This window comes from Marinomonas sp. MED121, assembly GCF_000153025.1.
Lineage (GTDB): Bacteria > Pseudomonadota > Gammaproteobacteria > Pseudomonadales > Marinomonadaceae > Marinomonas.
The window spans coordinates 167,659-181,402 of record NZ_CH672430.1; the positions used below are offsets into that span (position 1 = coordinate 167,659).

The 13,744-nt window shown below is 43.1% G+C and carries 12 protein-coding genes and 1 rRNA gene; 1 reads left to right on the forward strand and 12 read right to left on the reverse strand.

Translation table 11 applies throughout. From position 1 onward, the window contains the following. Window positions 1–3: 3 nt before the first annotated feature. The 12 genes from MED121_RS08745 to MED121_RS08805 form a co-directional block, all read right to left on the reverse strand. Window positions 4–609 carry a Yip1 family protein gene (locus tag MED121_RS08745; RefSeq protein ID WP_036179810.1) on the reverse strand — a complete coding sequence of 202 codons (606 nt, stop codon included), beginning with the start codon at window positions 607–609 and terminating at the stop codon, window positions 4–6. Between the two features lie 41 nt (window positions 610–650). After that, window positions 651–1,541 (reverse strand): heme o synthase, encoded by an 891-nt coding sequence (cyoE, locus tag MED121_RS08750; RefSeq protein WP_207382797.1) that lies wholly within the window; start codon window positions 1,539–1,541, stop codon window positions 651–653. After that, on the reverse strand, window positions 1,531–2,613 hold the full coding sequence (locus MED121_RS08755) for a COX15/CtaA family protein (RefSeq protein WP_009833307.1): 1,083 nt from the start codon (window positions 2,611–2,613) through the stop codon (window positions 1,531–1,533). Before MED121_RS08755 ends, cyoE begins: the two co-directional genes overlap by 11 nt. Before the next feature lie 66 nt (window positions 2,614–2,679). After that, on the reverse strand, window positions 2,680–3,201 hold the full coding sequence (locus MED121_RS08760) for a hypothetical protein (RefSeq protein WP_036179812.1): 522 nt from the start codon (window positions 3,199–3,201) through the stop codon (window positions 2,680–2,682). Further along, window positions 3,191–3,970 carry an SURF1 family protein gene (locus MED121_RS08765; RefSeq protein ID WP_009833309.1) on the reverse strand — a complete coding sequence of 260 codons (780 nt, stop codon included), beginning with the start codon at window positions 3,968–3,970 and terminating at the stop codon, window positions 3,191–3,193. Before MED121_RS08765 ends, MED121_RS08760 begins: the two co-directional genes overlap by 11 nt. A 267-nt stretch (window positions 3,971–4,237) precedes the next feature. Beyond that, entirely contained in the window at window positions 4,238–5,104 is an 867-nt protein-coding gene (locus tag MED121_RS08775; RefSeq protein WP_009833310.1) for a cytochrome c oxidase subunit 3, read from the reverse strand. 33 nt (window positions 5,105–5,137) lie between these two features. Next, the gene (locus MED121_RS08780; RefSeq protein WP_009833311.1) at window positions 5,138–5,671 is read right to left on the reverse strand and encodes a cytochrome c oxidase assembly protein; all 534 of its coding nucleotides are present in this window, start codon (window positions 5,669–5,671) and stop codon (window positions 5,138–5,140) included. Window positions 5,672–5,673: 2 nt separating this feature from the next. Next, window positions 5,674–7,242 (reverse strand): cytochrome c oxidase subunit I, encoded by a 1,569-nt coding sequence (ctaD, locus tag MED121_RS08785; protein WP_009833312.1) that lies wholly within the window; start codon window positions 7,240–7,242, stop codon window positions 5,674–5,676. A gap of 9 nt (window positions 7,243–7,251) precedes the next feature. After that, complete coding sequence (gene coxB / locus MED121_RS08790; protein ID WP_009833313.1) at window positions 7,252–8,385, reverse strand: cytochrome c oxidase subunit II; 1,134 nt, start codon at window positions 8,383–8,385, stop codon at window positions 7,252–7,254. 134 nt (window positions 8,386–8,519) lie between these two features. Further along, complete coding sequence (locus MED121_RS08795) at window positions 8,520–8,705, reverse strand: DUF2970 domain-containing protein (protein WP_009833314.1); 186 nt, start codon at window positions 8,703–8,705, stop codon at window positions 8,520–8,522. Window positions 8,706–8,940: 235 nt separating this feature from the next. Beyond that, window positions 8,941–10,479: ribosomal RNA gene (locus MED121_RS08800) — 16S ribosomal RNA — on the reverse strand. A 409-nt stretch (window positions 10,480–10,888) separates the two neighbouring features. After that, window positions 10,889–12,406: a fumarate hydratase gene (locus MED121_RS08805; protein WP_009833315.1), complete on the reverse strand. Its 1,518-nt coding sequence runs from the start codon at window positions 12,404–12,406 to the stop codon at window positions 10,889–10,891. 244 nt (window positions 12,407–12,650) lie between these two features. Between MED121_RS08805 and MED121_RS08810 the strand changes: the two genes are divergently transcribed. Continuing rightward, entirely contained in the window at window positions 12,651–13,661 is a 1,011-nt protein-coding gene (locus MED121_RS08810) for an adenosine kinase (RefSeq protein WP_009833316.1), read from the forward strand. Window positions 13,662–13,744 lie beyond the last annotated feature (83 nt).

Consider the following 13,744-nt stretch of genomic DNA (forward strand, 5'->3'; position numbering starts at 1 on the left):
CTTTTACCTGATAAAGACAGGCGGCGTAATGGAAGACCATAAGATCACCGTGATTGCCAGTACTGCCACTAAAACACACAACCCCACTGTCACTACCGACATGGAAAACATAAAGCCACGCTCTTCTGAAATATGCCCCAGTATGGGCACTCCCGTAATGAGCAATTTAAGCGTGTAGGTAATGGCTGCTAAGCCCACCATAACATCAAACCACATAACCGGATAAAGCCCAGCAAGACCCGCTAACATCATAGGGGTTGCTGTAAATGTGGTTAACATGAAGCAACGCTCTAAACTCGCATCAACCCCATAAGTGTGCTCCATCCAATACATGGCATAGGCCATCGCACCCACGGCGCCCAGTAAAACAAAATAGAATGAGATAGCGATAGGTAACGCACTCGCTTCAGTTAAAAGCACTGTATCCCCGCGACCACCTAGACTCCAACCGACTTGTGTTGTGCCTATATAAACAGACACAGCAGGTATGGCAGCTAGCCACATAATGTACCTTAGATAACACTGAACTATGGAATACTTTTCTTCTACGATTTCTTCCCATTCCTCTTTGGGATGATGAATTAATCCAACAAAATGCTGTATATACATAAACACCTCCAGTTCAAATAACACCCACTGATTATTTCATGCTAAAAAATCAAATAATGATCTAATAAGAGCCAAGCAAATAACCACATAATGTAACGAATGGAGTACCAGAACATCCTAAGAGGTACTGATTCGTCATTTCCAAACAGCTGCAATGCAAAATACATAAAGCGCATATTCAACAAAACAACCCCAAATAAATATATCAAACCACTCATTGCTGTGACAAAGGGCAAAGCCGTGGTAATCATTAATAAACAGGTATAGAGCAAAATTTGTAATCGGGTAAATGCCACACCATGAGTGACCGGCAACATGGGAATACCCGCTTTGGCATAGTCTTCTCGCTTATGAATTGCTAGCGCCCAAAAATGAGGCGGCGTCCAAGCAAAAATAATCAGTACCAGCAATAAACTATTTGGCTCTAAAGTTCCTGTTATTGAAACCCAACCTAATAATGGCGGCATAGCACCTGCCAGCCCTCCAATGGTTATATTCTGCGGTGTTGCTCGCTTTAAAAAGGCAGTATAAATAAGTGCATAGCCAATGAGGGAAGCAAGCGTTAAGTAGGCGCTTAATGGGTTCACTAATAAGTAAAGTATACTAAAGCCTAAGGCACCAATTATGATGGCAAATAATACCGCCTGCTGAGTCCCGACCTTGCCACTTGGCAGGGGACGATTGCGAGTACGATACATAATGGCATCAAAACGTCGATCCAATACATGATTAAAAGCAGCTGCTGAACTTGCACATAGACCAATACCAATTGTTGCCGTCACCACTAAAATAAGATTAGGCACTTCTGGCGTGGCGAGAAACATTCCCACAACCGCAGTTAAAAGAAGAACAGCAACGACCCTTGCTTTACATAGATTGTAATAATCACGCCAAGAAAGACGTGCTTGATCAATTCGGACATTAGTAAGCATATTCATCTACCTCTTCTTTTGCCTGCATTAAGACATAAAGTACTTCGAGCATATGAAGTAAGAGCAAAGCCGCTACAAGATTATGTAATACAGCAATTTGAACTGGGATATGAAACCAAACATTGGCTATTCCCAAACCCACTTGAAGCATTAAAACGACAACTAATCGACAAGCTAACTGCTTATTCTTATTAAATATATAGAAGCCAACAGCCAAAATCGCAAGCATAAGTATCAAAGCACCTACTCTATGCACCAAATGAATTGCCACTCTCGCCTCACCCTCTAATAACCCGCCCAAATAAGTTGGGCCGATACTTTGAAATAAATTAAAGCCTTGAGCATAATCCGCATTTGGCCAAAGCTCCCCTTGACACAAGGGCAAGTCAGGACAAGCAAAGGCAGCATAGTTAGATGCCATCCAGCCACCTAGGAAGATCTGCACTATGGTGAGCATAAATACAAAGGAGACTGCTACTTTTGCTTTGAGGGAGATCCTTGCCTTGATCACTTGCGAAGCATTCGATTTTGACCTGAGCCATAAAAGGTAATACAAACTTAAGGTGGTAAAGCCACCCAAGAGATGCGCCGTTACAACTTGCGGCCATAACTTGAGCGTGACAGTCCACATTCCAAATGCGGCTTGCATCACTATCACACAAAGAATCAGGCTTATATGCTTAAAGTAGGTACCTTGATTCCCCTTCATTTTTGCCCGCAAGGCAGACACAAAAATAGCTAAGGTTAATAGCAAAGCGATACCTGCTACGTAGCGGTGAATCATTTCGATCCAGCCTTTATCACTTTCTACGGCATTTTCAGGAAAACGTGCATTTGCTAATGCGACTTCTGTTTTTGAATCAGGAGAGGTTAAAAAGCCATAACAACCCGGCCAATCTGGACACCCTAAACCTGAATGAGACAACCTTGTGTAGGCCCCTAAGCCAACCACGATGAAAATAAGAAACACGCCGACTAGAGAGATTAGTCGGATATTGAAGAAAGAAGAGACGCTTTGTTGTTCCATAAAAGCTGTCTCTTGTTTTGGACTCGGCATTTTCGCTTCAATCATATTGCGCTCACTTGTAACAAGGAATCAATCTGGTGATGCTTTAGGAACCTTTAATGATCTATTTATTTAGCCTTGAAAGTTATTTTTAAGTAACTTCAAAATATCTTTATGTAACTCTGCGGCATCCTGCTCTGCTTTGAATGACATAACTAACCAGCCTTTTGGGTCTACTAACCAGGCTTTGTGTTTCAAGTTGCTAATGCTATCCGCATCAAGACTAGAAAAACTATCTAGATATAAGAATTTATCCTGATTATCTATCTGTTCTTGTGTCAAAAGCACTCGTGAAAGGCCATCTGACTTTCTACCTAAGGCCACATGCATTCGTCGATAGGATTCTAGGCGCTCTAAGCATTTTGCCTGACATGCCTCCTCGACCACAAGCAGCCGCCATGTTCCCTCCTCTCCCGCCAAAGGGCTAGATGAAATACTGTCCCAAGCAATCGGCTCAGAAAGAAACTCTCCCTTTGCCGTTATTTCACTGGGTCGCCAATCAGTAAATACCATTGCCCAAGCAAAGGACAAAGGCAAGCCTGTCATGGCAAACATGATTAATACAATTGTTCTGGAATACAGTTTAGATCTCATTATTCATACTCTCCTTAACATGACGCACTAAGAAAACAACAGCGAGAACAATTAGAGAAAACGCTAATGCGAACCATTGGAATGCATAAGCAAGATGTTTTTCCGGTGGCATTACATTACTAGGCAACCAACGCCTAGCCTGAACACCTTCTTGATGAGCCTCTAATCTCACCTCGAATCTAGATATTACTAAATGCTTTTCTGCCTGATCTAATTCAAATGATTGCTGAAAGAAGTCAGCATCAAAGTACTGAACTCGGCTAGGCCAACCTTGGGTTTGATATTGATCATCACTTAACCGAAAACCTTTTTTAACAGGTAGATACACCCTTGCATCCAACTCTACTTCTGCATTAGGTAAATCTATTTTATTCAGCTTACTCCTATCAACCGAAGCTTCAACCCAACCTAAGTTCACCCAAAAGAGAACATCATCAAAACCAAAATTAGTTAAAAAGGGCACTATTACGTCATAACCGAACTTACCTTGATAAGTTTTGTTATCTATCAAAAACTGATATTGGGATAAATAATGACCTTCAAGCTGGATTAATTGCCCATCTTTTGCATTCTGCCAGTTGGACATTGGCATGATCTCATCTGCCTGATTACGCGCTAAATAGGCCTCCTTTTGTTCAGCCCTATCCAGCTGCCAAAAACCTAACGAGAGCGTGAGACTAAAAAACACAGCTACCAAGCAAATAAAGATAAGCAGCTTGCCTCGACCTTGTCTAAAAATTGCCTGTTGCAAACCCATTAATTGTGGCATCTTAATAACATGTCCTCTTGGTACAACTTAAAACCCTTAAGGAAGAGATGTATGCTTATATCATTAATCTTAGTCGTTTTTTTCGGTATTTTAGCGAGCCTTTTTACTGGATTATTTTTTCTATTTAACAAACAAAACACTAAGCATCTATTTATATCTTTATCTTTTAGGGTCTCACTGACTTTATTGTTACTTTGTCTTGTTACCTTTGGCCTTTATACCGGTGAACTTGGTAATAAGGCCCCCTGGCAAGTCACTCAAGAACAACTAAACAATATAGACAAAGATAAATAAACCAAGCCAAACCACATCAACAAAATGCCAGTACCAAGCAGATGCCTCAAAACCAAAATGTTTATCTGCTGAAAAATGACCTTTTAGTAACCTCATTAATATAACAAGCAAAATAATGCTACCTAAGGTGACATGCACGCCATGAAAGCCGGTAAGCATGAAGAAGGTTGAACCATAAATGCCGGACTCTAGCGTTAACCCTAAATGCGCATACGCTTCATAATACTCAATCCCCTGCACGATTAAGAAAGCCACACCTAACACTAAGGTAATTGCCATCCAACGAATGGTTTTCTCCCTATCATTCTCTTTTAGTGCATGGTGAGCAATGGTTAAAGTGACACTAGAAATCACCAACAAAATGGTATTAATAAGCGGAAGGTGGAAAGGGTCAGGTAGACCAGATGGAACACTGGAAGATGTCGCCGGCGTATTCAGCAATGGCCACTCACCAATGAAGTTGGGCCAAAGTAGCTCATGGGTCATGGCGTGATCACCTTCACCATTTAACCATGGCATTGCTAGCGTTCTGACGTAGAAAAGCGCACCAAAGAAAGCCGCAAAGAACATCACCTCAGAAAAGATAAACCAAGCCATACCTAGCCTGAAACTATTGTCCATTTGCACACTATACAAACCATCATGACTTTCTTCTATGACCTTACTAAACCAGCCATAAAAGATATAAGCCATCAGCCCCACCCCTGCCGTTAACAGCAAAGGAGAGCCATAATTAATTAAAATACCGCCTCCAAATGCCAAAAAGAACAGAGCAAAGGTTGCCACTATGGGCCAAGCACTTTGGCTAGGTACATAGTAATGTTCGTGTGAGTTTTTCATTATTTTTCTCCCACTGTAACGCTTTTAATTTTGTTAATTTGCCGCGACTGGCTGTAAATCCGTAATATCAAAAAAAGTATAAGACAAGGTAATCTTTTTCACACTCTCGGGTAAGTCCGTATCAAGGCTAAACAAGACACTCACATCTTGTGCTTGCTTTGCGTTTAACACCTGTCGATCAAAGCAAAAACATTGGGTTTTATGAAAGTACTTCGCGCCTATGGAAGGGCTAACACTCACTATAGCTTGCCCCACCATTTGCTCATTCGTCAGGTTCTGAACAAAGAAATCAGCCCTTGCGTTTTCACCCGGATGAACTGTCATCTCAACGTCTTTGGCAACAAAATCCCAAGGCATACTCTCATTCGTATTGGCAATGAATTGCACTTTAATTGCCCTAGACGTATCGATCACACCTGTGCTTTTCTTAGCAACCAACTCCAGCTTGCCATTAAGGCCTGTAATATCACAAAACACGTCATAGAGAGGAACAAGGGCAAATCCAAATAAGAACATGCCAAGTGTTGCTCCACACAACTGCAATATAAGCTTACGGTTACTCTTCATATTTATTTCACTTCTGGTGGCGTTTCAAAAGTATGATAAGGCGCAGGTGAAGGCACTTGCCATTCCAACCCTTCTGCTCCTTCCCAAACAACGGCTTCTGCTTTTTTACCACCTTTCACACATTTAACTACGACCAATACAAAAATCAATTGTGAGAAACCAAACAAGAAGCCCCCTAAACTCGATACCAAATTAAAATCGGCAAACTGGATCGAGTAATCAGGAATACGTCTTGGCATACCTGCAAGACCCACAAAATGCATTGGGAAGAAGGTGAGATTCAAGCCAACAAATGAGCACCAGAAATGACACTTACCTAAATACTCGTCATACATGTTACCTGTCCATTTCGGCATCCAGTAATAAGCGGCTGCCATAATAGAGAAAACAGCACCTGGCACGAGCACATAATGAAAATGAGCAACAACAAAGTAGGTATCGTGGTATTGGAAGTCAGCAGGTGAAATCGCCAACATCAATCCAGAAAAACCACCTATCGTAAACAAGACAATAAAGGCGATGGCAAACAACATGGGTGTCTCAAAGGTCATTGACCCTCTAAACATGGTCGCCACCCAGTTAAACACCTTCACCCCAGTGGGCACAGAGATCAGCATGGTGGCATACATAAAGAAGAGTTCACCAACGAGCGGAATCCCTACCGTGAACATGTGGTGCGCCCAAACGGTGAAGGATAAAAGAGCAATCGAAGACGTTGCATACACCATAGAGGCATAGCCGAATAATGGCTTGCGACTAAATGTTGGGACGATTTGCGAAATAATACCAAATGCAGGCAATATCATAATGTAAACTTCCGGGTGTCCGAAGAACCAGAACAAGTGCTGGAACAAGACCGGATCACCACCGCCGCCTGCATCAAAGAAGCTAGTGCCAAAATGAATATCCGTTAGCATCATGGTAACCGTACCTGCAAGTACTGGCATAACAGCAACCAATAAGAATGCAGTGATTAACCATGTCCAAACAAACAATGGCATCTTCATGTAAGACATGCTGGGCGCACGCATATTCATGATGGTAACAATCACATTAATCGCCCCCAAAATGGAGGAGACACCCGCTAAGTGAATGGCAAAGATAAAAAAGGTGACACTCGGAGGTGCATAAGTCGTGGATAAGGGCGCATAGAAGGTCCAACCAAAGTCAGGTGCGCCTCCGTCCATAACCAGGGTTGAAAGCAGCATAAAGAATGCAAAAGGCAGCAACCAAAAGCTAAAGTTATTCAACCTAGGTAAGGCCATATCTGGCGCACCTATCATGAGTGGCACCATCCAGTTTGCTAAACCAACAAACGCTGGCATAACGGCACCAAACACCATAATCAAACCATGCATGGTTGTCATCTGGTTGAAAAACTCTGGCTGAACCACTTGTAAACCTGGCTCCACAAGCTCCATTCGAATAATCAATGCCATAGAACCGCCAATAAAGAACATCAGCAGACTAAAGATCAAATACATAGAGCCTATATCTTTATGGTTAGTCGTAAATAACCAACGAGTCATCCCAGTGGCGGGACCATGATGATGATCTACAGCAGACGTCATATAATTCCCCTATTTACTCTTCAGCATTGATTGGATGGATTGCGGCGTGATGATGTCACCCGTGTCATTACCCCAAGCATTTCGCTCATAGGTAATAACCGCAGCCAATTCGACAGCACTTAATTGCGCGCCATAAGCTTGCATCGCTGTGCCTGCCCGTCCCTCTAACACAATCTTGATATGTGCATCCCTTTGTTCAGCTTGGGTCGCTATCGCACTGGCTTTTAATGCTGGGAACATAGGCGAAATACCTTGGCCACCCACTTGGTGACAGGCCGCACAGTTTTTCTGATAAACCTGCTCACCTCTCACCATGAGCTCTTCCAAACTCCAAACTCTCGCAGCCGCGGCCACTTCTGCAGCTATGCTGGCTTTTTTCTCTGTTAACCAAAGTGCGTAGTCTTCATCTGTTACCGCTTGCACCACAATTGGCATAAAACCGTGATCTTTACCACAAAGCTCAGCACATTGACCGCGATAGGTCCCCACCTCATCAATACGTGTCCATGATTCATTAATAAAACCTGGGATAGCATCACGCTTAACAGCAAATGCCGGCACCCACCATGAATGAATCACATCATTTGACGTTACTAGGAAGCGGATTTTTTTACCAATCGGCACAACAAGTGGCTCATCTACCTCAAGCAGATAATTCTTGTTCTTCTCGACTTTGTTATTAATTTCATCAGGATTGGTAGAAAGGTTACTAAAGAAAGACAGGTCTTCACCCAAATATTGATATTGCCATTTCCATTGATACCCAGTGACTTGAATATCAACATCTGAATCAGATGTATCATACATTTCAATTAAGGTAGTGGTGGCTGGCACAGCCATAGCAACAAGAATCAACACAGGCACTATGGTCCAGATTAATTCAACCGTGGTATTTTCATGAAATTGCTCTGCTTTAGCACCTACCGATTTACGGTGGTGGATGATCGACCAGAACATAACGCTAAACACAGCTATCGCAATAACGACACAAATCCAAAAGATTTGCATGTGTAACGAATAAATTGAACGGCTAACCTCGGTTACCCCTTCGGTCATATTCAAAGCCCAATCAGCTTGAGCAGAAACAGACCACAAGGCAGCTAAGATTATCAAAACAGCTGACGAACAAGATCTCTCCTTCATCTTTTTACCCCTACTTGTGTTTTTTTTATACGTAGAGAACCCAAGAAACAAAGCCCCAATACCCTGCTTTAACCTTGAGCGATAATCAGAGTATAGAAAGCAATTTCAAGCTTGCCAGTATGTTTTCGAAATAATTACATTAAATAAACCATGAAGTTAACGAGATATACGAGAGAAAAAATGAAAATGAGTACCATTAAAATACCCACCAATATGAAGGGAATAGGGCTATTAGCCTGAAAATCCTCTAGTCGATTTTTTTCACTTTGAACACCAATAAAGGCAGAAAAAACAGCTTTAAAAACTTTCCAAATATTCATCAAACCATTCCTTTAAGCTATTTAAGTTAATGTCAGAGTGGAAGTAAAAGGAAAGAAAATCAAGCAAACCAATTCATTCAGAGAGTAAATTCTCCTCATAAATCTCAGAGATTTTAAGTCGGAGTATTCTATAAATTCATAGGGATAGAAATGCAAAAAGGCCGCTATAAGCGACCTTTTTGTAAGAATTTTTACAGATAATTTGTGTGAACACTCACCAGAGCTTCATATCGTTTAAGGAGGTGATCCAGCCCCAGGTTCCCCTAGGGCTACCTTGTTACGACTTCACCCCAGTCATTGACCACTCCGTGGTAACCGCCCTCCCCGAAGGGTTAAGCTAGCTACTTCTGGAGCAATCAACTCCCATGGTGTGACGGGCGGTGTGTACAAGGCCCGGGAACGTATTCACCGTGACATTCTGATTCACGATTACTAGCGATTCCGACTTCATGGAGTCGAGTTGCAGACTCCAATCCGGACTACGACGCACTTTATGGGATTCGCTTACTCTCGCAAGTTCGCAGCCCTCTGTATGCGCCATTGTAGCACGTGTGTAGCCCTACTCGTAAGGGCCATGATGACTTGACGTCGTCCCCACCTTCCTCCGGTTTGTCACCGGCAGTCTCCTTAAAGTTCCCGACATTACTCGCTGGCAAATAAGGACAAGGGTTGCGCTCGTTACGGGACTTAACCCAACATTTCACAACACGAGCTGACGACAGCCATGCAGCACCTGTCTCATAGCTCCCGAAGGCACTTAAGCATCTCTGCTAAATTCTATGGATGTCAAGAGTAGGTAAGGTTCTTCGCGTTGCTTCGAATTAAACCACATGCTCCACCGCTTGTGCGGGCCCCCGTCAATTCATTTGAGTTTTAACCTTGCGGCCGTACTCCCCAGGCGGTCTACTTATCGCGTTAGCTTCGCCACTAAGTCATTACAACCCAACGGCTAGTAGACATCGTTTACGGCGTGGACTACCAGGGTATCTAATCCTGTTTGCTCCCCACGCTTTCGCACCTCAGTGTCAGTATCAATCCAGAGTGTCGCCTTCGCCACTGATGTTCCTTCCTATATCTACGCATTTCACCGCTACACAGGAAATTCCACACTCCTCTATCGTACTCTAGCCTGCCAGTATCGGGTGCAATTCCAAGGTTGAGCCCTGGGCTTTCACATCCGACTTAACAAACCACCTACGCGCGCTTTACGCCCAGTAATTCCGATTAACGCTTGCACCCTCTGTATTACCGCGGCTGCTGGCACAGAGTTAGCCGGTGCTTCTTCTGAAGGTAACGTCACAGATATTACGTATTAAGCAACACCCTTTCCTCCCTTCTGAAAGTGCTTTACAACCCTAGGGCCTTCTTCACACACGCGGTATGGCTGGATCAGGCTTGCGCCCATTGTCCAATATTCCCCACTGCTGCCTCCCGTAGGAGTCTGGGCCGTGTCTCAGTCCCAGTGTGGCTGATCATCCTCTCAGACCAGCTAGAGATCGTCGCCTTGGTGAGCCTTTACCTCACCAACTAGCTAATCTCACGCAGGCTCATCTAATAGCGAAAGGTCCGAAGATCCCCTCCTTTCCCCCTCAGGGCTTATGCGGTATTAGCCTGCGTTTCCACAGGTTGTCCCCCACTACTAGGCAGATTCCTACGCGTTACTCACCCGTCCGCCGCTCGACGCCTGTAGCAAGCTACATCGTTTCCGCTCGACTTGCATGTGTTAAGCCTACCGCCAGCGTTCAATCTGAGCCATGATCAAACTCTTCAGTTTAAAATCATTGCTCACTCAAATCTTTACTGCTGACTTTAAAACTCGATCCAAACTAATAAATCAAACATAAAGTGTTTTAGTATCGACTCTCGTAAGACTTCAATTTTTTGTAGTCATTCGAACATCACTTAAAAAGTAACAACTCGAATAACTTGCTGAAGTCTCTAGCGAGTGCCCACACAAATTATCTGATTAAATTCTTAAAGAGCGTCCTACTGTTAGGAGATGCCAACAAGAGCTTGCTGACAGAGGCCGCTACTATACAGGAGAAAATGCTATAATCAAGCCCTTTTAGCCTTTTTCTAATATTTTCTCTTAAAAAACATTTTATTCCCTCTATAAACGAAAAAGGCGTAGTCACGATTAAGCGACTACGCCTTTTAAAACAAGCAGTTATTCTAAGCTTCGGCTATTTAATTTCTAATGCCTGAGCTTCAATTTTTGCTTTCCATTCTGCAGGACCTGTAATGTGTACCGAAGTACCTTTAGTATCAACTGCAACCGTGACTGGCATATCAACGACTTCAAATTCATAAATCGCTTCCATACCTAATTCAGGGAAGGCAACAACTTCTGCTTTTTGAATCGCTTTTGATACCAAGTAAGCAGCGCCACCCACAGCCATAAGATAGACAGCACCAAATTCTTTGATTGCTTCAATCGCAACAGGTCCACGCTCAGCTTTACCTATCATGCCTAACAAACCTGTATCAGCAAGCATAGTATGAGTAAACTTATCCATACGAGTAGAAGTAGTAGGACCAGCAGGGCCAACCGCTTCGTCACGTACTGGATCAACGGGTCCAACGTAGTAAATAAAACGACCTGTAAGGTCAACCGGTAGCTCTTCCCCATTATGGATCATTTCAACCATTTTCTTATGGGCTGCATCACGACCGGTTAGCATCTTACCGCTTAACAATACGGTTTCACCTGGTTGCCACTCTTTCACAGATTCAGGCGTAACATCTTCAAGCTTAACGCGGCGAACACTTTCACCGACTTCCCAAACGATTTCAGGCCAGTCTTCAAGTTTTGGCGGCTCAAGATCCGCAGGACCAGAACCATCAAGTACGAAATGAGCGTGACGTGTCGCAGCACAGTTAGGAATCATAGCAACAGGTAAAGAGGCTGCATGAGTTGGGCAATCGTAAATTTTCACATCAAGTACTGTGGTAAGACCACCTAGTCCTTGCGCCCCTATACCCAGATCATTTACTGCCTTGAAAATTTCTAGACGAAGTTCTTCAGAACGGTTCTGTGGACCTCTATCCATAAGCTCATGAATATCGATTGGTTCCATCAATGACTCTTTCGCCATCAACATTGCTTTTTCAGCCGTACCACCAATGCCTATACCCAGCATACCTGGCGGACACCAACCAGCACCCATAGTAGGAACCGTCTTTTTAACCCAGTCAACAATACTGTCTGACGGATTTAACATAGCGAGTTTTGATTTATTCTCAGAACCACCCCCTTTTGCTGCCACATGCACCTCCACAGTGTCACCTGGCACAACTTCCATATGAATAACAGCGGGTGTGTTGTCTTTCGTATTTTTACGCGCCCCTGCAGGGTCAGCAAGAATGGATGCACGTAGAACATTATCAGGGTGAGTATAAGCACGACGCACACCTTCATTAACCATGTCATGAACACTCATTTCAGATTCCCACTGAACATTCATGCCAATTTTTAAGAAGACGGTCACTATACCTGTATCTTGGCATAGGGGACGTTTGCCCTCTGCACACATTCTTGAGTTGATCAAGATTTGCGCCATTGAATCTTTTGCTGCCTGACTTTCTTCACGCTTATAGGCTTCATGAACAGCGTCCACAAAGTCAATTGGGTGGTAATAAGAAATAAATTGTAATGCGTCAGCAACACTTGTAATCAAATCTTGTTCGCGAATAACACTCATGAGCCTCTCCTACCGAGTACCATTTTTGTCGAAGCCGGAATGTTAAAAGAAGCACAGCTTTATGAAAAGCGCTAATGCCATTTATTCACCTAGCTAATGCCAAATAACCTTTATCACTTGGAAAAATGGATACTTTGTAGCCGATTCCCAAGCTTTTCAAACTTTTTGTGTTTTATCATTTGTTTCCTAGGATAACTGACTCTATAATCCGCAACCTTTGTAAAAACTTAGGCTCTTTAAGTAAATGAATCATTTCGACCTATATGGCATTGGCAACGCACTAGTAGACGTAGAAACTCGCGTTACAGACCAATTTTTAAGTGAAAACAATGTTGTAAAAGGTTGTATGACCCTTGTAGAAGCAGCAAGGCAAAATGAATTACTTGATCAGTTAAGACAAAAGATTGAACACAAATCCTGCGGTGGCTCTCTTGCAAACTCCACCATAGCAACCGCAAACTTTGGCAGTAAATGCTTCTATTCTTGCCAAGTTGCTGATGATGAGATGGGGCGCTTCTTCCATCGCGATTTAGTCCATCAAAGCATACAATCAAACCTAGATAGCACTCCCCTCCCTAAAGGCGACACAGGCACCTGCCTCGCCATGATCACACCCGACGCAGACAGAACCATGAATACTTTTTTAGGTATTGGTGGTCAAGTGGGCCCTATCCAAGTCAATTTAGACGTAGCAAAAAACGCTAAAATTTGCTTTCTTGAGGGTTACCTAATTAGCTCAGATTGCGGCAAAGAAGCATTACATTTAATCGCCAAACACTGTAGCGACAATGGCAATATTTGCGCACTCTCTATGAGCGATCCAATGCTTGTTAAGTATTTCAGGGATGACTTTTTAGCGCTAATCAAAGAAGGCCTTAACTTGCTTTTCATGAATGAAGATGAGGCAATGGAACTTACCCAAGCAGATAACCTAGATAATGCTATCAAGTGGCTGCAAACCAACATCAAACAATTTGTTGTGACTTGCGGTTCGAAAGGCTCATTAAGCTGGGATGGGAAGACACTATTTAAAACCCCAGTACCAACAATCAATCAATTGGACACCATAGGCGCTGGCGACATGTTTGCTGGCAGCTTTATCCATGCCTTACTACAAAAAGCGAGCTTTGACGTAGCCGCTACCATTGCCTGTTATTGCGCCTCTTTAATCGTAGGTCAATACGGCTCTCGCCTTGAAGCGCAAAATCAAGAAAAAGCAAAAGCTTTTGTAGACCACATGCTGTCACAACAATAAGCGAATATAGACAAGATTAACTCTTATAAAAAGCCATAAAAAAGCCCGAACACAGTTCGGGCTTTTTTATGGGTTTAGTTTAT